The organism is Lentzea sp. NPDC051838, from assembly GCF_040681245.1.
Taxonomy (GTDB): Bacteria; Actinomycetota; Actinomycetes; order Mycobacteriales; family Pseudonocardiaceae; genus Lentzea.
The window spans coordinates 223,190-241,510 of the sequence record NZ_JBFAYI010000008.1 but is presented as its reverse complement, the minus strand read 5'-3'; the positions used below and the strand labels follow the sequence as shown (position 1 = coordinate 241,510).

Genomic DNA, 18,321 nt, shown 5'->3' with positions numbered 1-18,321 from the left:
TCACCATTCGGCGAACGCGCCGTCGTCGTGCCGCCAGATCGGCGACCGCCACGAATGCCCGACCTCCGCGGCCCGGCGCACCGCGGCTTCGTCGACCTCGACCCCCAGGCCGGGCCCGGTGGGACGGGCGATCCAGCCGTCCACGACCCGCACCGGCGCCATGTCGACGAGGTACGTCGGGTCGGTGCCGTTGTAGTGCATGCCGACGCTCTGTTCCTGGATCAGGAAGTTCGGCGTGGTGAACGCGACCTGCAACGACGCCGCCAGCGAGATCGGCCCGAGTGGACAGTGCGGCGCGATGGAGGCGCCGTAGATCTCGGCCAGCGACCCGATGCGGCGCAGTTCGGAGATGCCGCCCGCGTGCGACGGGTCGGGTTGCACCACCGCCACACCGGCGTCCAGCACCGGTTTGAACTCCCAGCGCGAGAAGAGCCGCTCCCCCGTCGCGATCGGCACGGTCGACGCCTGCACGACCGACGCCAGCACCTCGGCCGGCAGCTCGGGCAGCACCGGTTCCTCGACGAACATGGGCTGCACCTCTTCGAGCATGCGCACCAGACGTCGTGCCATGGCGGGAGAAACGCGGCCGTGGAAGTCGATCGCGAGCTCACCGTCAGGTCCGAGCGCCTCACGGGCCTCGCGAGCGCGTTCCAAGACCGCGGCAGCCTCGGCGGGCGAGGCGATCGGGCGCATCTCGGCCGTGGCGTTCATCTTCACCGCCGAAAAGCCCGAAGCGACCTGCTGAGCCACCGCGTCGAACACACCGGACGGCCGGTCGCCGCCCACCCACGAGTAGGCGCGGACGCGGTCGCGAACCGGGCCGCCCAACAGCTCGTGCACGGGCAGACCTCGTGCTTTGCCGGCGATGTCCCACAACGCGTGGTCGTAGCCGGAGAGCGCGGAGGACAAGACGGGGCCGCCGCGGTAGAAACCGCCGCGCCGCAGCACCTGCCACAGGTCCTCGACCCGCAGCGGGTCCTGGCCGATGACCAGCTCGGAAAGCTCGTGCACAGCCGCGCGCACGGTCTCCGCGCGGCCTTCCACGACCGGCTCACCCCAGCCGGTCACCCCCTCGTCCGTGCTCACCTTCAGGAACAACCAGCGGGGCTCGACCAGGAACGTCTCGACCGCCGTCACCTTCATGAACTGTCCTTTGCCGCGGACCAGCCGCCGTCGACCAGAATCTCCGCGCCCGTCACGAAGGACGCCCCCGGAGACAACAGAAAACCGATCACCGAGGCCACCTCGGCCGGGTCGCCGAGGCGGCCTGCCGGGGTGGCTCGGGCACTGCGTTCGCGATCCTCCGCGGACACCCGGTCCCATGCCGCTGTCAGCACAGGACCGGGGAGCACCGCGTTGACCCGGACGTCCGGCGCGTACTCGACGGCGAGCTGGCGGGTCAGAGCCACCAGCCCGCCTTTCGAAGCCGCGTACGCGCCGTGTCCCGGAATGCCGAAGTGCGCGTGCACCGACGACACCAGCACCACCGAGCCACGCCGTTCCCTCAACGAAGGAAGACAGGCCTGGAGGCCGTGGAACGCGCCGCCGAGGTTGACCGCGAGCTGGCGTTCCCACTCGGCGGGGGTGGTCTGGTCGAGCGGCTTGACGTTCGCAGTGAAGGCGTTGCTCACCAACGCGTCCACGCCGCCGTCACTCAGCTCGACCGCCCGGCGCCACGTCTCGGGGTCGCTGACGTCGCCTTTCACGGCGACGTCACCCGTGATGTCGACGCCGATCACCCGGTAGCCGTTGTCGGTCAGGTGCTGTGCCGTGGCGGCACCGATTCCCGCTGCCGCACCCGACACCACCGCGCACTTCATGTGACTCCTCAGAGCTTCTGCCGGTAGACCTTGTTGTCCGGCCCGCGCACCACAGTCCACGCGGAACCGTCAGGTCCAGCAGTAGCACCGACGGCGCCCACGAGCGAGTTGCTCGGGAACTCGCCGCGCTTGAACCAGCCGCCCCAAGCGCCGTCCGTGCGGTTGACCTGCCAGAGCGTGTAGTCGCTGGCCCGCGCGAACAGGTAGATCCGGTCCTGGTACTCGACCATGGTCGGGCTGCCGGAGATCACGCCACCGAGTGACGTCCATTCGCCACCGTTGACCGGCCGCACCCACACGCTGTCGTCAGCGGTCCGCACGGCGACGTAGCCACCGGCCACGCTCGGACGGCCGTAGATCGGGGCGTCACCGGGAGCACCCAGCGAGGACCACGTGCCGGACTTGTACTGCCAGACCTTGCCGTCCGCGCCACGGGCGACGATCGTGCCGTCAGCACTCACGGTCGGTGCGTCGGTGAGCTTGCCGCCCAGCGACTTCCAGTCGTTCCACCGTCCGTTGTGGAGCGTGCGCTGCCAGGCCCGGTTGTCGTTGCCACGCACGGTGACCTCGACGTCCGACCCCACGGTCCGCGCAGCGGGCTGGCCCTGGATCGACTTGCCCAGGCTCGACCACTTGCCGCCACGCAGCATCTTCAGCTCGCCGCCGGTGCTGCGCTCGAAGACGACGGCCTCGTCGCCGACACGGGCGATCGCGGGCGACGCGGTGGCGTTCTCGCCGACAGCCTCACCGGGCACGAGGTCAGTGCCGCGCAGCTTGAACATCGCCGTGCCGTGCGCCGGAACCGTGACGGTGTACTTGTCGACCACCGTGCCGCGGTCGGCACGAGCCCGCAGGTCGCGGACGCTGACGTTGCCCTTCAGACCGGCGTCGGCGAAGTTGACCGTCATCTCGGCGGGGACGTCACGACGGTTCAGCAGAACGACCGAACGCTCGCCCTTGCGGGACAACACCTTGCTGTACGTGTCGGTGTCACCGGTCGACGCGACGCGCACGCCCTGGATCGCGAGCGGGTCCTGGTTGACCGCGAGGATCTCGGGGTTCTTGAGCGTGCTGATCATCGACGGCGGCAGCGTGCGCGGGTCGGAGCCGATGATGAGCGGCGAGGACATCTGGGCCCACATCACGAACTGCGACGTGGACTCCTCCTCGTTGAGCTCGTAGGTGCCCTGCTGCGTCTTGCGCATCGGGATCAGGTAGTCCGGGTCGTTGTAGTGGCCCGGCCCCTGTGCCTCGGGGTGGTACGCGTTGCGGTCCATGTTCCGCAGCACGTCACGCCAGATGCCCTCGTACGGCGTGCCGAACGCGACGTCGGTGCTCGTGCGCCACGAGTCGGCGTAGAGCGGGCCGAAGGTGTACGAGATGCCCGCGACCTGGTCCGGTCCGTGTGGGACGCCCCACTCGTCGGTGACCGGGTTGCACAGGTTGAGGACCATCGGCCGGCCCGCTTTCTGCACGGCCCTGCTGAAGTCCGCGAACGCCTGCGCGGGCTTGAGGTTCGCGAAGATGCCGCACAGGAAGTCGATCTTGATGGCGTCGAACTTCCAGTCCGCGAACCGCTTCGCATCCTTCTCGTAGTAGCCGCCACCACTGCCGGCCGCGCAGTTCTTGCCGTCGGACGGACCGGCGTCGGTGTAGATGCCGGCCTTGAGCCCCTTGGCGTGCAGGTCCCGGACGAGCTTCGGGAAACCGCCGGGGAACTTCGCGGGATCCTCGACCAGGTTTCCTTGCGCGTCACGGGGAGTGGGTGCGTTCCAGCCGCCGTCGATCCAGACGATGTTGTAGCCCGCGTCGCGCAGGCCGCTGGTGACGAGATGGTCCGCGACGCCGCGGATGTCCTTCTCGTTCGGCGCTCCGAGGCCGAAGTACGTGTTCCACCCCATGTACGGGGTCTTGGCGACACCACTGTCGTAGTAAGTGGGCGCTCCCTGGTCATCACCGGCATAGGCAGCGGGTGTGACGGTGAGGGACATCAAGGCGATGGCCAACGCGACTCTGCGAACGGACATGGCGGGGAGCCTACAATAATTCCTAATTTATGTGTAGTAGTCTGACGACGTGAGCTACCGCTACGAGATCACCCAGGCAGTCGTGCGGCAGGGCATCATCGCGATCGTCCGCACGCAGGACGCCGACTCCGCCGTCAAGGCCGCGATTCCGTTGCTGGACGCGGGACTCGCGTCGCTGGAGCTGCCACTGACGAACCCGCAGGCACCGCAGGCGATCCAGCACCTGCGCGAGTCCTATCCGGACGCGGTGATCGGCGCGGGGTCCGTGCTGGACGAGGCGTCCGCGGTGGCCGCGGTGCGTGCTGGGGCGCAGTTCCTGGTGGCGCCCAACCTGGACGCGTCGGTGATCCGGGCCGGGCATCGGTACGGCGCGGCCGTGCTTCCCGGTGCCGGAACGGTGTCCGAGGTGGTGCAGGCGTTGGAGATGGGCGCGGACGCGGTGAAGGTGTTTCCCGCGCCGACGCCTCAGTGGGTCAAGGACGTGCTGGCTGTGCTGCCGTACGCGCCACTGGTTCCGACGGGTGGGGTCGCGCCGGCGGACGTGCCGAACTGGCTTGCCGCCGGGGCTGTGGCGTGCGGGGTCGGGTCCGCCCTCGCACGCACGCCCATCGACGAGATCAAGGCACTTATACGGGCTTGAGCACGACCACTTCGGCGTCGTTTGTCGCCGACCAACTCAGCGGCAAGCCCACGTGAGCCAGGTGCGCGGCCGAGTACACCTCGCCGTCCTCATCCACATAGGACTGCGCGGTCAGCCCCTTCAGCTTCACCCGTGACGACTGGCCGGGAACCACCGGCACACCGGTCAACGCCCCTGTGTTCCACGCCAGCACCACAACGCGATCCTCACCCGAGTACTGGATCGCGTCGTTCAGCAGGTGCACTTCGCCGGTGTGGATGACGTCCCGGATCTGCTTGTAGCGAGCGATCAGCACCGCAGCCTCTTCGCGCTCGTCCCGCGTCCAGTGCCGCACGTCGGCGCCGATGCCCAGCGCGCCCGCCATCGCCAGCACGAAGCGGAACTTCAGCGAGCGCGGCCGTGCGTCGAACATGCCCGGCGCATCGGTCACCCACGACGACATCAGGTGCGGGGCGTGCATGTGCAGGAAGCCGTGCTGGATCTTCAACCGGTCCAGCGGCGCGGTGTTGTCGCTGGGCCACACCACGTCGACACGACCCGTGGTGGCCAGGTCGGTCCTGCCGCCACCGCCCGCGCAGCCCTCGACGAGCACGTGCGGGTGCTTCGAGCGCAGGTGGTTGAGCACGCGCCAGTAGTTGCGGACGTGGGCGTCGTCGAGCTCGCCGGACCGTTCGGTGGCCGGGCGGTTCATGTCCCACTTGAGGTAGCTGATCCGGTAGTCGGTCAGCAGCCTGTCCAGAGTGGACACCACGAACTCGTAGACCTCGGGCAGGCCGAGGTTGAGCAGCATCTGGTTGCGGATCAACGTGGGTTCGCGGCCGGGCATCCGGTACACCCAGTCCGGGTGCTCGGCGTAGAGCTGCGACTTCGGGCTGACGCACTCCGGTTCGACCCACAGGCCGAACTCCAGGCCCATGCCGCGGACGTCGTCGACGAACGCGCCGAAGTCCGGCGACTCCGGGTACCAGTCGCCGAGGCCGCCGGTGTCGTCGTGACGGCCGACGAACCAGCCGTCGTCGACCACGAACAGCTCGACCCCGATCTCCGCGGCCACCGCAGCCAGCTCGCGTTGGCGAGGGAGCGAGACCTCGAAGCCCGTTGCCTCCCAGGAGTTGTAGAGGACGGGCTTGCGGGCAGGCCGCGATCGCAGCCGGTCGTAGGCGTGCCAGACGCGCGCGAGACCATCGGTCGAGTAGGCCAGTGCGACCTCAGGAGTCGTGAAGGTCTCCCCCGGTTCAACCACGACCGGGCCGAGCATCCCGGCACGCACGCGCGTGAGTCCGGAAGGCTCGACCTCGGCCATGATCTCCCAGGAACCGGACCACGCCAGCGAGACACCCCACGTGTCGTCCACGGACAACCAGGGCGCGTAATTGTGCCCGGGAACGCCGTAGGAGCTGCCGATTCGGAACCCACCCGCAGGAAGGGTTACGTGGTCCAGCTGGAACTCTCGGGCCCACTCACCGTGCAGAAAGGACAGTTGCGGACCGCGCACCGGCAGGCACACACCCGCCGAGCCGATCCGTTCGAGCCGCAACGGCTGTTCGGACCTGTTGGTCAGCTCGACCCACCGGGACAGCACGTCCACCGACGTCTCAGGGCGGTAGCAGAGCACTGCCCTGAGTCCGGCGACGTCGTCGACGAAAGACAGCCTCAGCACGCCGTCTGCTTCGCTAGAGCCGTCGAAGGTGAACCACGAGTCGCCCCGAAGCTCCAGGTCAGCGCCGGTGAACGGACGCTGGCCGCGCGGCACGTACTCGACCGGTGCCGCGTCGGCCTCGGTGATGAAGTGGATCTCGCCGAGGTTCTTCAGCGGCGACGGCCCGCACTCGACTCCGTGCGGGCCCCACGCCACCAGCTCCGCCCAGCGACCGCCGGGTTCGACCGCCACCGTGTAGGAGGTGGTGGCCATCCTCAGCGTCCACGTCATTTGACTGCTCCCACCGCGAGTCCGGAGATGAAGTGCCGTTGGAACCTCAGGAACACCGCCACGGTCGGGATGGCCGCGATCACCGAGCCCGCCGCGATGACGTTCCAGTTGGAGACATATTGGCCCTGCAACGCGAGCAGTGCGGGCGTCACGGGCATGACGGTCGACGACCGCAGCACGGTGATCGCCCACAGCAGGTCGTTGAAGATCCACGTGAACGCCAGAGCGGCGAGTGCGGCCAAGGCGGGCCTGGTCATCGGCAGCACGATCCGCCAGAAGATCTGCACCGGACCGGCGCCGTCGATGGTCGCGGCCTCCTGCACCTCGTTCGGCATGGCGCGCATGAAGCCCTGCAGCACGAAGGTGTAGAAGCCGAGCCCGAACCCGACCTGCACCACGATCAGCGCGAACAGGGTGTCGTAGATGCCGAGCAGCTCGGTCAGCTTCGACACCGGCACGAGCAGGATCTGCGGTGGCAGCAGATTGCCCGCCAGCATCAGCAGGATGATCGTGCGCCGGCCCGGAATCTCGAAGCGGCTCAACGCGTACGCCGCCGCCGAGCTCAACGCCAGCGACAGGAACACCGTCGGCACGGTCACCAGCACGCTGTTCCACATGGCGCCCGCGCCGCCGTTGGTCCACGCGTCGCCGAACCCGGCGAACGTGAACGACTGCGGCACAGCGGCCAGCCCATGAGCCGCGATGTCGTCAAAGCTGCGGAAAGCGGTGATGATCACCGCGGCGATCGGCAGCAGCCAGAGCACGGAGATCGTGCCCGCCACCGCGTGGAAAACTCGGTTGGACATCAGTTCTCCCGGAACGCGCGGACGAGGTAGGTCACGATCACGCCGAACGCCAGCACGAAGATGACCACGGCGAGCGCGGAGGCGTACCCGAGCTTCAGCGACTGGAACGCGGTCGAGTACATGTACGTGCTGAGCAGCTCGGACGAGTGGTAGGGCCCGCCGCGCGTCATCGACCACACCACGTCGAACGACCGCAGCGAGTCGATCACGATCACCGACAGCACCACCGAGTTGACCGAGCTGAGCTGCGGCCAGGTGATGTGCCGGAACTTCTGCCAGGCCGTGGCACCGTCCAAAGTGGCCGCCTCGTACAGCCCGGGGTCGATTCCCTTGAGGCCCGCCAGGTACAGCACCATCACGTACCCGACCTGCCGCCACAGCGCGGGAACCAGCACCGCGTAGATCGCCGTGTCCGGGTCGGCCAGAGGAGAGCTGTCGAAGAGACCGCCCGGCTGGTAGAGCACCTGCCAGATCAGCGAGGTCGCGACGAGCGAGAACACCACCGGCACGAACAGCGCCGCCCGGTAGATGCCGACGCCGCGGCGTTCCTTCTGCAGCAGCACGGCCATGCCGAGGCCGCCGACCGCGGACAGCCCGCCGAAGAGCACGAGCCAGATCGCGGTGTTGGTGACGGCGGTGTGGAAGACCGGGTCGTCGATCATCCTGGCGTAGTTGTCGAGCCCGACGAACTGGGGCGGCGAGACACCGTCCCAGTTCGTCAGCGCGAGCCAGAAGCCCTGCACCGCGGGCCAGAAGACCCAGAACCCCTCCACCAGCAACGGTACGAGGACGAACAGGAGCAGGATCGGGGGAACGCGGCGCATCGTCAGCTCGACCACACCTGCTCGGCGGCCTTCTGCCACGTCGTGAGGATCGTGTCCAGCTGGTCCGGCTGCTGCAGGAACTTGATCAGCGCGGCGTCCGCGGTGGGCTGCAGGGCGTCGCTGGAGTCGCGGTTGAAGAACTGGGTGATCTCCGCGGCCTCCTTGAGGTGCGCACGTCCTTTTTGGACCAGGGGCGTGCCGGAGTCCTTGGCGTTCGGGTGCGTCGGCAGGACCGTGCCGGACGAGGCCTTGATGTAGACCTCCTGCCCCTCCGCCGTCGCCGCGTAGGTCAGGAACTCCTTGAGCTCCTTGACGTGCGGGGACTTGGCGCTCGCGAAGAACCCGTCGGTCGGGCCCTCCTCGGCGAGCGGCACCTTCGGGTCGATGATCGGGAACCGGAAGAAGTCGATGTCGTCGATCGCGTCCTTCGGTGCCGCGTCGGCGAAGAACGCGCCGGTGAGCAGCATGCCCGTGCGGCCCTGCAGCATCGCGGTCGTCGCTTCCTGGAAGCCGATCGCGGTGCCGTTCGGGTCGGTGTAGGGCAGGACCTCGCGCCACGGCGTGAAGATCGCCTTGACCTTGGGGTCGTCGAACTTCTGCTTGCCCGCCAGCAGCTCGCGGTGGAAGGCCGCGCCGTTGATGCGGATGTTGAAGTAGTCGAACCAGCTCGACGCGGTCCACGGCGAGTCCGACCCGGCACCCATGCCCAGCGGGATGACGCCCTTGCCCTGCAGCACCTTGCACAGGTCGACGAACTCGGACCACGTCTTCGGCGGGGTGACGCCCCACTTCTGGAAGTTCGACTTGCGGTAGAAGAAGCCCCACCAGTAGTACGTCGTCGGCACGAACACCTTGCCGCTCAACGTCTTGAACGCCTGGGGGTAGTCGCCCATGGTCGCCCAGACGTCGCTGACGTCGAGCAGCAGGCCCTTCTTCTCGTACCCGGTGAGCAGCGCGCCGGGGTACCAGGTGAAGAGGTCGGGCGGGTTGGCCGAGGTGAGGTAGCTCGGCAGCTGGGTGCGGAAGGTCTCGGACGCCACGGTGTTGACCGAGACCTGCGAGCCCTTCTTGTCGTTGAACGCCTTGACCAGTGCCTCGATCGCCGCTTTCGCCGCGGGCGCCGAGAGGTTCGACTGGATCGTGGCCGTGCCCGCAGCCTGGGTGACCGGGCCGGAAGACGCCGACGTGGCGCAGGATGCTGTGCCGCTGACCAGCAAACCAGCACCCGCGGCGGCGGTGACGCGGAGGAAGTGACGCCTGTCCATGGCGGACAGATTGCGCGCAGGTCATGATCATGTCAAGAATAATTCATAATTTATGATGTGCCGTATGATCCCGGACCATGAGCGAGAAGCGGCTGCGGGGCGTGCACGGCCAGACCGTCGAGGCGCTGGCGGGCCGGATCCTCGCCGGCGAGATCGGCGAGGGCGACACCCTCGATCTCCCGGCGTTGCGCGAAGAGCTCGACGTGTCGCTGACGGCGTTGCGCGAGGCCCTGAAGGTCCTGTCCGCCAAGGGCATGATCGACGCACGGCAGAAGCGCGGGACGTTCGTGCAGCCGCGGTCGTCGTGGAACCTGCTCGACACCGACGTGATGCGCTGGCAGACCCAGGCAGACGCCGATCACGGGCTGTTCGACGAGCTGACCGAGATGCGGGTGATCGTCGAGCCCGCCGCCGCCAGGTTGGCCGCCGAACGCGCGTCGGACGCTGACATCGAAGCGCTGTCGGGTGCTTTGGACCGGATGGCCTCTGCGCGTGACCTCGCGGCGACCGTTCGGGCAGATCTCGAGTTCCACCGGTTGTTGATGGCGGCTACGCACAACGCGTTTCTGACTCAGGTCGAGCGGATCATCGCGATCGGGCTGGCTGAGCGGGACAAGCTCGTGCACGGGACCGTGGACGACGACCCGGTGCCGTCGCATCGCGCTGTGCTGGACGCGATCGCGGCGCGCGACCCCGAAGCTGCTTACGAGGCGATGCGCGCGCTGGTCGACAAGTCGGGAGCGGACCTAGACCGCCTTCGATAAGATCGCACCTGGGTCCACTTCGGACACGTTGCGGGTGCTCGCCGCATCGATGACCATCGTCCCCCGCACTTGCGTGTCCGGAACCAGTGCGCTCACCCGCACCGTGCAGTTCTCGTCGATGTCGATCGTGACCTCGACCCGTGGCGTACCCGCCGGCTTCCTGGGCAACCCTGTGAGCGTCAGAACTCCGACGCACGCGTCGGCCGCGGCGTCCTCGTGCTCGCCCTGGTAGAGCCGGATCTGCACGGACGACTGGTTGTCGTACGCGGTGGTGAACACCTCGCTGCGCTTGGCCGGGAGGTTTGTGTTGCGTTCGAGCACCTTCATCGGCACCACCCCGCCGATCAGGAGACTCAGCGACCACGGGATGGCGTCGAGCAGGAGCGAGTCCCTGACCTCGCCGGTCATCACTCCGGCCTGGATGGCCGCGCCGATCGCCACGCCGTCCGGGATCAACCCTCGCCTGGGCGCTGATCCGGTCAGCTCCTCGACGAGGCCTGCGATCGCGGGCATGCGGGTCGCTCCACCGACCAGCAGCACCTGCTTGATCCGATCGATCTTGACGCGGGCGTCCTTCAGCACTTGCTCGATCGGCCCGCGGACACGATCCAGCAAGTCAGCGCTGAGCTGCTCGAACTGGTCGCGCGACAGTTCGTCGGCGAGCGTGAGCCCGGCCGCGACGTACGGAACCGTGACGGCGGTGGACCGGGCTCCTGACAGTTCGATCTTCGCGCGTTCGGCGGCCTCGCCGACTCTGCGCATCGCCGACACGTCCACGGTGAGGTCGATGCCGTGGTTCGCCTGGAACCGAGTGCACAGCCAGTCGCGGATCCGCTGGTCCCAGTTGTCGCCACCCAGGCGGTTGTCACCGCTCATCGCGTAGACGTCCATCATGATGAGCTCGTCCTCGGAACCCTGGGAGCTCGGTCCGACGAAGCCGACGTCGAGCAGCGACACGTCGAACGTCCCGCCACCCAGGTCCAGCACCAGGATGAAGTTGGACGCGCCTTCGCTCATATCGATGTCGTCATCCACGCCGTAAGCGAGCGCCGCCGCGTTCGGCTCCGTCAGCACGCGCCGCACGTTCAGGTTCGCCTGGTGCGCGGCTTCGACCAGTGCCCGGCGCTCCGCCAGCGTGAAATAGGCGGGGACGGTGAGAACGACGTCGCGGATCTTCGACTCGAGCGTGCGTTCGGCGCTCTTCTTCAGGTGGCGCAGGATGATCGCGGTGATGTCCTCAGCGGTGTAGTGGCGGCCGTCCAGCTCGACGTGCCAGCCGGAGCCGAGCTTGAGTTTGATCGACGAGAAGGTGCGGCCGGGGTTCGCCGCCGCCTGGTTCTTCGCGCGTTCGCCGACCAGCCACTCCCCGTCGGCGGTGAGAGCGGCAATGCTGGGTGTGGTGCGGTTGCCCAACTCGTTGAGCACGATCTCGCACTCGCCAGCGACCACCGCGGCGACGGCGGAGTTGGTGGTGCCGAAGTCGATGCCGACCGCACGGCGGGTGAAGGTCCACTCCTCTTGTTCGGGTTGCGCGCCGGCGGGAAGCTCGCCGAGTCCTCGTCGCAGCCACATCGCCCGTGCCTGCGCGGCAACCGCGGGTTCGGCGTCCTGGGTGAGTTCGGCGAGCAGGTCGGTGGCGGCCGCGCGGACGATCTCGTAGCGGCTGCCGAGCCGGTTCTCCAGCTCGTGTACGACCCCGATCCGCTGCCAGCTCAACGGACTGCGGCTCGCCCGCACGAGCTCCGCCGGCAGCTGCCCGGAGCCGCTGCGGACGTTGCGCGCGAGCACCAGCGTGCCCTCGGCGCTCGAGACGCTGCGGGTGGGCGTCTGGCTGGGCAGGCGGCCCCGGACCTCGGTGTAGATGTACTCGTACAGCTCGTCGGCGCTGATGCTGCCGTCGAGGTCGAGATCCGCGTCGCCGGTGCTCAGGCCGTTCACCACGGCCTGTGTGAAGATCGACGGCTCGGAGGTGTCGCGGCTGCTGATCACCGACTCGTGGCTGAACTGCAGGGCGTTGGAGGCGGTGATCACCACCCTGCCCCGGCCGCCGAACGCCTCGGCGATGTCGACCGACTCGGTGGTGGCGCGGGTGCGCAGGCCTCGGCTGTAGGCGCCGCTGTAGCAGCAGTCCAGGAACACGACGATCTGGTTCGACCGGCAGCGCTCCACCTGGTCGCTCACGAACGTGCAGTCGACACCGGTCGAGTCGAGGTAGCCGCTCTCGGTGTCGGAGCCGACGAGGAACAGCCTGTTCTCGCGGTTCTTCATGCCGTGACAGGAGATGTGCAGCCACAGCAGGTCGTCGCGGGAGGCCTCGCGGAAGAACGCGTCGATCGCGCGCCGGAACTGGCGCTCGCTCGCGTCCTGCAGGACGGTCACCTCGAAGTCGCCGACGTCCGGGCGGGCCAGCACCTCGGACAGCGCCACGGCGTCCTGGGCCGCACCGGGAAGTTCCGCGAAGGCGGAGTCCTCGTAGTGCTGGTTCGCGATGATCAGGCAGCGGCGAGCCATGTCACTCCGAGGCGTGCCGTTCCAGGAACGCCGCGACGAGCGCTTCCTGCTGAGCCTTCGACACCGCGTTCACCTCCAGGGTGTCGTCGCCGCAGGTGATCTTCACCGAGCCTCGTTCGCGCCGCTGCAGCCAGCTCTTGACGACCTCGACCGCGCCGCGCACCACCGCGGGCGACGACACGATTCCGACCAGCGTGCCCACGACCATCGCGGTGCCGGAACGGGTGTCCGGGTCCGGTGCGGTCGTGGCGCGGTCCAAGCGGTCGAAGTCGAGGCGGTCCAGCTCCTCCAGCAGGCCGTCGCTCGCCTCGCTCGCGGCGAGGGCATCGCCGTCCGGATCCACGACGACGAACTCGATCTCGCGCGGCACGGCGTTCCCCCAGGGGCAATCGACGGTCAAGGCAAGAAGTCAGTCGCCCCACCGACACGAGGTGTTACGGGCCGAAGTTCATCAACGCTTGATCGATACGACACCAGTTCCCGGTTGTGAAGATTTCTCACGTCCTTCACCATCGGGCCTCATGCGCCTGATCACGCTCGCCGCCGCCGTCGCGCTGACGATCTCCGCCACCCCTGTCGCAGTCGCCGACGCCGCGCCCAAGATCGCCACCTACAACGTGTTCATGCTGTCGCGGAACCTGTACCCGAACTGGGGGCAGCTGACGCGCGCCGACCTGATCGACAGCACCGGCGTGCTGAACGGGCAGGACGTCGTGGTGCTGAACGAGGCGTTCGACAACGCCGCCTCGGACCGGCTGCTCGCGAACCTGCGCGACACCTACCCGCACCAGACGCCGGTCCTCGGGCGCAGCACCGCCGGGTGGGACCAGACGCTGGGCGCCTACAGCTCGTCCACGCCCGAGGACGGCGGGGTCGCGGTGCTGAGCCGGTGGCCGATCACCACCCGCGTCCAGTACGTCTACCGCGACGGGTGCGGCGCGGACTGGTTCTCCAACAAGGGGTTCGCGTACGTGCGGATCGAGGCGCCGACCGGCCCTGTCCACGTGATCGGCACCCACATGCAGGCGGAGGACTCGACCTGCACGTCGGCTCCCGGTGGGTACCGGGCCAAGCAGCGGGCGGAGATCAAGGCGTTCCTGGCCGCTCGCAACGTTCCCACGTCCGAGCCGGTGTACGTGGCGGGCGACATGAACGTCGTCAAGGCCAGTGCCGAGTTCCCCGCGATGGTGTCCGAGCTGGGGGCGGCGACGCCTGAGGTGGTCGGGCATCCGTTCTCGTGGGACTGCGCGGACAACTCCGTCTGCCGCGACCAGTACGGGCCCGAGTACGCGTCCGAGCACCTCGACTACGTGCTGACGATCCAGGGACCGGTGCTGCGCAACGAGACTCGTCGGGTGAAGAGTCCTGAGTGGTCGGTCAGTTCGTGGGGGCGCAAGTACACCTACACCGATCTGTCCGACCACTACCCCGTGTTCGCTAGCTGAGGACCGGGGCCACGGTGAGGCCGAGCTCGGGCATGCCCAGCCAGTCGAGAGTGCTGCCCGACTCGGCCAGCTTGATCCGCACGGCGTGGACGCTCAGCAGCAACGCCTGCAGCGAGTCCACGCCGTACGCGGCTCCCACCGCGCCGTCGCCGAGCCCGTCGATCTGATGTGGACATTCCCAGTCCCCGTTGTGGCTCAACGGATCTGGACGAGGAGCGCCGAACCTGATCACCACCTCGAAGTGGGATCCGTCCGGCGCCACGCCCTCGATCCGCCGTTCGGCGATGATCTCTCCCAGGTCCATGCCGTCAGCCTAGTGCGCTCACCAGCCGCTTCGCCTGCGTGACGGTCTTGCTGGAACCCTTGCGGGCGGCGACCTCGGCGAGACCGTCGACGTCGCCACCCGGCTTCAGCTGCTGAGCCAGTTCGACGGCGAGCTCGATCAGGTCCGCCACGCGGTTGTGCTTCCACAGCTTCGGCAACGCGGCCCGCAGGGCGTCCCAGATCTGGTGGGGCGCACCGGATCGAGCCGTGTCGCGCAGGCCGGGGACGACCCGGTTCAGCGCGAGGTCGCCGAGTGCGAGCGCCCGTCCGATCAGGTCTCCCAGCGTCGTACCGTCCAGCTGGTCGCGGGCCGCGAGGATCAGCAGGGCGTCGACGGCGTAGGCGCGGTTCACGGTCAGTTCGGCGCCCAGGCCGTAGGTGACGGCGAGGTGCAGAGCCGGGCCCGCCGGGCCGTCTGCTTCAGCGAGCAACGGCAGCAGTGGGCCGTCGTTGCCCTTGGACGCCGTGCGGTAGCGGAGATGCGGCATGAAGTGGGCGGCGACGATCTCCCGGTCGGCGGGCATGGTCGACGGCCACCACTCGAGGATCGGGTCCGAGTCGTCGTACACGGTCAGGTTTCGGTGCGGTTGCTCGAGTCCTGGCGTGATGATCGCGTACAGGCCGGTGTCGTCGGCGTTCGGGTAGCCCGGGTAGGAGTAGGTGCGGGTCTCGACCGTGATCTCGGGATCGGTACGGCTGGTGAGCCACTCGCGCAGGAAGTGGCCAGGGTTGCCGGGCAGCGACGCGAACTGGTCCGCGTCGGCCTCGCGGGGCAGGCGGTGGTAGGCCTGCTTGAGGTCGCGTGGCCACGGCTCCCAGCCTTCCGCCTCGGCCTTGGCGAGCCGTTCGCGCAGCGTGGCGGGGTCCAGCAGACCGGACGTCGAGGTCGGGGTCGAGATCACGCAAGGACGGGGTGAGCTCTGCAGGCCGTTCGCGATCTCGTGCAGCCGCAGGGTGAGCTGCTCCCCCACCGAGCCCATCCGCGACCGGCTGAGCTGGTTGAGCCACCTCGTGTCCGGAGCGAACGAGCCGGGTTCCGCCGGCGGTGCGGACGCGGCGGCGATGATCGACGCGAGCTCGGAACGGGGATGGCGGCAGGCCTGGTCGGGGTAGATCTCGTAGGCGCGCTGGTCCTGGATCCACGCAGACTTGGCGCAGATCGGCCCGAACGCATTGGAGAGCGCTTCCCTGTCCTGCCAGGCGAACCGGACCACGGCCTCGATGATCCGCTCGGCGGTGACCCCGTCGAGGTGGCCCGCGTTGCGGCCGGTGAGCGACACGACCTCGCGGGTCAGCTCGTCGATCGTGGCGATCGGTTCGGGGAACGGCGTGAGCGCGAACTCGGCCAGCGCAACGGTTTCCTCGGCCGTGGCGGTGACACCGAGCTGTGCCGCGAGGTCCGGCGGGAGCTGTTCGGCGCGGGCCAGCAGTTCGGTGGTGTCACGGACCTTCGGCAGGTGCTTGGCGATGAGCTTGACCGCCTGGCCGCGCAGGTCGTCGGACTCGTGCGCGAACAGTTCCGCGACGGTCAGCGCGACCTCGCCGGGGTGCGCCTTGGCGTGGTGGGCGAGCCAGGTGAGCTGGGCGCGGATGAGCTTCTTCTCGGTGCGGCCGAACACCCAGCGGCTAGCCTCGCACAGCAGCTCGAAGTCGAGCTTCTCGGCTTCGTCCAGCCGTTTCAGCTGTGCCTGGGCGAGCGTGGCGACGGGTGAGCGCGAGTCGGGCAGCATCGCCACGTAGTCGCGGGCGTGCTCGGCCATCTCGTCCATGGTGGGCTGCACGTCGGCGTGCAGCGCCAGGAAACCGTCCATCTCCTTGGCACCACCGCCCTGCTGGAGCCGGGCGAGGACGCCGTCGTAGAGGGTGGCCCGGTCCGCCTTGTCGCACAGGAAGGTTCGCCACTGACGGGCGTTCGCGAAGAACACGCCAGAACCGACGGTCTCCAGGATGCGCGGGATGAGCGCGTCGAAACCCGGCCGCCACCGCGTGTGGCCGCCGAAGTCCATGAAACTCAGCACGAAACCGTCGGTGTCCGGAGGGGTGTCGCCGCAGAACTCCAGGACGATCTGCAGCAGGTCGCGGCGGTTTCCGTCGCGCGGCAGCTTGGCCGCGAGCCTGGGGACCAGGTCCTTCGCGAACTCCCGCTGCCGCAGGACGTCGAGCAGGACCGCCAGTTCGTCCACGTGCCGGCCGAAGATCTCGTAGCGCACGAGCCACGGCGTGAGCGTCGAGGCGTTCGGCAGCAACCCGGCGCCCGCGATGGCGAGCGTCTCGCGGTGGACCCAGCGCTGCCCGCCCGCTCGGTGCTGCTTCTCGTACGCCTTCAGTTCCTTCGCGAGCGCCTTGCGTTCGTCGGCAGTGAGGCCCTTCAGCACCTCTCCGAGCGGCACGACCTGCTCGGACTCGATCAGCTCCTTGATCCGGTCGAACGTCATGCCTTCCCTCTGCTCATGTCCGCCGCCAGCACGTGCTTGCACTTGCCGCGCCCACCCCGGTACTCGGCCCACCACCGGCACGTGCACATGTCGCCGCTGACCCGGTACTCGCCGATCAGGGCCGTGTCGCCGTCCCAGCGGACCGCATTCTGCTCCACCAGTGCTTTCGCGTTGCGCAGCCTGGGGTTCATGGCCTGCACGTCCACGCCGGAGTACGGAAGCTCGCGGTGGAAGTAGGCGGCCTCGGCCAGGTCGTAGCCGACGCGTCCGGCCGTGCCGAGCTGGGCCAGCGCGTCCTTGACCCGCGCGGTCGTGAGCCCGGACCGTTCGGCGAGATCCGCGATGTCGACACGCGGCTCGAAGTCCAGGAGCGCACCGATCAACTCGGCGTCGGTGTCCGCGTCGCCCGCCGCCAAGCCGTCGAGGACTGCGCCCTCACCGGACAGTCCTCGGTTGACTTCCGGCGACAGCACGAGCGTGAGCCGTTGCGCGCCCAGATCGACTTCCCAGCCGCTCGCCACCGGCCGGCCCGTGGCGGGTGGGCCGTACAGGCGGACGGCTTTGGCGAAGCGCAGCAACGGGACCAAGGTGTCGAGCCGGTTCGGGCCCGCGAGGCACACCGCGCCGGCGCTCGCCGCTCCGCTGAGCCTCACCGTCCTGCCCGACGGCACCGCCCAGACCTGAGCGCTTTTGGGCAACGACTTGAGGAACCGCTGGGCGTCGGGTGCCGTCAGCTCGGCCTTCAGGTCGAACCGCGAGGTCAGCACCTGGGTCTCGGCGAATCCCCGGAGCCAGCGCGCCGGCAGCGGCACCTTCTTCTCCACGACCGCGCCGTCGAGCGTGCCGACCTCGACCTGGTCCGGCCCGACCGTGAGGTGCAGCGGGTCGCCTTTCGTGACGCGGGCGAGGGCGCGCCGCAGCGGTTCGTTGACGTCGACGTTGGTGGTGCCGCGGTCGTGCACCTCGCCGTCGAGCGCCTCACCGAGCACGTCGAGCCGCGCGTAGACACCGCAGCAGCCGGAGAAGGACTCGAAGCGCAGGCGGTCGCCGTCGCACGTGACGACCGGGTCGCGCAGGCGTTCGGGAGTGGGCTGGAAGTAGCGGGTGCCCGCGACCTTCGCGACGGCCAGCAACGCGGTGGCGCACTGGTGCGCGTCCGCCAGGAACCCGGTGAAGAAGCGCGGGTTCGGGGCACGGCCGCCGGAGGTCTGCAGGCCCAGGGCGCGACGCGTCTCGTCCAGCCGTGAGTCGGCGACGTAGGCGTACGAGTGCATCGCGCCACTCTAGGGTGGAAGGACTCGCCGAGCGCCTCGCGGAGAAGGTGGACTGCGACATTCCCGGTGACACGGCAACAGAAGGCGCGGAGTGCCCGGGGTCCGACCCGCCCCTGCCCAACATGGTTCACCGGACCGCGCCGGACACTCCGCGTGCGCTTGCCGGGCGAGGGTTGACCGGCAGGCGCACTCGAACCGTAAGGCAGATCCCGCCACGCAGAGTGACGGCTACTGGACAATGTCCTCCAGCCGCCAA

The 18,321-nt window shown here is 68.7% G+C and carries 15 protein-coding genes; 3 read left to right on the top strand and 12 right to left on the bottom strand.

Annotated features, from left to right (window positions below; genetic code table 11):
* The 3 genes from dgoD to AB0M24_RS20975 are packed head-to-tail and all read right to left on the bottom strand — an operon-like array spanning nucleotide 1 to nucleotide 3,847.
* Nucleotides 1-1,143, bottom strand: a complete 1,143-nt coding sequence (gene dgoD, locus AB0M24_RS20985; protein WP_363769991.1) for a galactonate dehydratase — start codon at nucleotides 1,141-1,143, stop codon at nucleotides 1-3.
* Entirely contained in the window at nucleotides 1,140-1,820 is a 681-nt protein-coding gene (locus AB0M24_RS20980; protein ID WP_363769988.1) for an SDR family oxidoreductase, read from the bottom strand. The genes dgoD and AB0M24_RS20980 overlap by 4 nt, the downstream gene beginning before the upstream one ends.
* A gap of 8 nt (nucleotides 1,821-1,828) precedes the next feature.
* Nucleotides 1,829-3,847 (bottom strand): hypothetical protein, encoded by a 2,019-nt coding sequence (locus AB0M24_RS20975; RefSeq protein WP_363769985.1) that lies wholly within the window; start codon nucleotides 3,845-3,847, stop codon nucleotides 1,829-1,831.
* Nucleotides 3,848-3,896: 49 nt separating this feature from the next.
* On the opposite strand from AB0M24_RS20975, the gene AB0M24_RS20970 reads away from it, so the two are divergent.
* The gene (locus tag AB0M24_RS20970; RefSeq protein WP_363769983.1) at nucleotides 3,897-4,487 is read left to right on the top strand and encodes a bifunctional 4-hydroxy-2-oxoglutarate aldolase/2-dehydro-3-deoxy-phosphogluconate aldolase; all 591 of its coding nucleotides are present in this window, start codon (nucleotides 3,897-3,899) and stop codon (nucleotides 4,485-4,487) included.
* On the opposite strand, the gene AB0M24_RS20965 is transcribed toward AB0M24_RS20970, so the two are convergent.
* The 4 genes from AB0M24_RS20965 to AB0M24_RS20950 are packed head-to-tail and all read right to left on the bottom strand — an operon-like array spanning nucleotide 4,474 to nucleotide 9,312.
* Nucleotides 4,474-6,417: an alpha-galactosidase gene (locus AB0M24_RS20965; RefSeq protein WP_363769980.1), complete on the bottom strand. Its 1,944-nt coding sequence runs from the start codon at nucleotides 6,415-6,417 to the stop codon at nucleotides 4,474-4,476. The genes AB0M24_RS20970 and AB0M24_RS20965 overlap by 14 nt on opposite strands.
* Nucleotides 6,414-7,223, bottom strand: coding sequence for a carbohydrate ABC transporter permease (locus tag AB0M24_RS20960; RefSeq protein WP_363769978.1), 810 nt, complete (start codon nucleotides 7,221-7,223; stop codon nucleotides 6,414-6,416). The genes AB0M24_RS20965 and AB0M24_RS20960 overlap by 4 nt, the downstream gene beginning before the upstream one ends.
* Complete coding sequence (locus AB0M24_RS20955; RefSeq protein ID WP_363769975.1) at nucleotides 7,223-8,086, bottom strand: sugar ABC transporter permease; 864 nt, start codon at nucleotides 8,084-8,086, stop codon at nucleotides 7,223-7,225. The genes AB0M24_RS20960 and AB0M24_RS20955 overlap by 1 nt, the downstream gene beginning before the upstream one ends.
* The gene (locus tag AB0M24_RS20950) at nucleotides 8,050-9,312 is read right to left on the bottom strand and encodes an ABC transporter substrate-binding protein (protein ID WP_363769972.1); all 1,263 of its coding nucleotides are present in this window, start codon (nucleotides 9,310-9,312) and stop codon (nucleotides 8,050-8,052) included. Before AB0M24_RS20950 ends, AB0M24_RS20955 begins: the two co-directional genes overlap by 37 nt.
* A 77-nt stretch (nucleotides 9,313-9,389) precedes the next feature.
* Here AB0M24_RS20950 and AB0M24_RS20945 point away from each other — a divergent pair, with 77 nt between their 5' ends.
* Nucleotides 9,390-10,076, top strand: coding sequence for an FCD domain-containing protein (locus tag AB0M24_RS20945; RefSeq protein WP_363769969.1), 687 nt, complete (start codon nucleotides 9,390-9,392; stop codon nucleotides 10,074-10,076).
* On the opposite strand, the gene AB0M24_RS20940 is transcribed toward AB0M24_RS20945, so the two are convergent.
* Nucleotides 10,059-12,587, bottom strand: coding sequence for an Hsp70 family protein (locus tag AB0M24_RS20940; protein WP_363769966.1), 2,529 nt, complete (start codon nucleotides 12,585-12,587; stop codon nucleotides 10,059-10,061). The two genes, AB0M24_RS20945 and AB0M24_RS20940, sit on opposite strands and share 18 nt — an antisense overlap.
* Nucleotide 12,588: 1 nt before the next feature.
* The gene (locus tag AB0M24_RS20935; RefSeq protein ID WP_363769964.1) at nucleotides 12,589-12,957 is read right to left on the bottom strand and encodes a hypothetical protein; all 369 of its coding nucleotides are present in this window, start codon (nucleotides 12,955-12,957) and stop codon (nucleotides 12,589-12,591) included.
* 151 nt (nucleotides 12,958-13,108) lie between these two features.
* Between AB0M24_RS20935 and sph the strand changes: the two genes are divergently transcribed.
* Nucleotides 13,109-14,032, top strand: coding sequence for a sphingomyelin phosphodiesterase (gene sph / locus AB0M24_RS20930; RefSeq protein WP_363769961.1), 924 nt, complete (start codon nucleotides 13,109-13,111; stop codon nucleotides 14,030-14,032).
* On the opposite strand, the gene AB0M24_RS20925 is transcribed toward sph, so the two are convergent.
* Genes AB0M24_RS20925 through AB0M24_RS20915 form a run of 3 tightly spaced genes read right to left on the bottom strand, consistent with a single transcriptional unit; the run spans nucleotide 14,025 to nucleotide 18,065 of the window.
* On the bottom strand, nucleotides 14,025-14,336 hold the full coding sequence (locus tag AB0M24_RS20925) for a hypothetical protein (protein WP_363769958.1): 312 nt from the start codon (nucleotides 14,334-14,336) through the stop codon (nucleotides 14,025-14,027). The genes sph and AB0M24_RS20925 overlap by 8 nt on opposite strands.
* A gap of 4 nt (nucleotides 14,337-14,340) precedes the next feature.
* A complete protein-coding gene (locus tag AB0M24_RS20920; protein ID WP_363769956.1) occupies nucleotides 14,341-16,791 on the bottom strand; it encodes a DUF6493 family protein in 2,451 nt (816 codons plus the stop codon).
* Nucleotides 16,788-18,065 (bottom strand): SWIM zinc finger family protein, encoded by a 1,278-nt coding sequence (locus tag AB0M24_RS20915; RefSeq protein WP_363769953.1) that lies wholly within the window; start codon nucleotides 18,063-18,065, stop codon nucleotides 16,788-16,790. Before AB0M24_RS20915 ends, AB0M24_RS20920 begins: the two co-directional genes overlap by 4 nt.
* Nucleotides 18,066-18,321 lie beyond the last annotated feature (256 nt).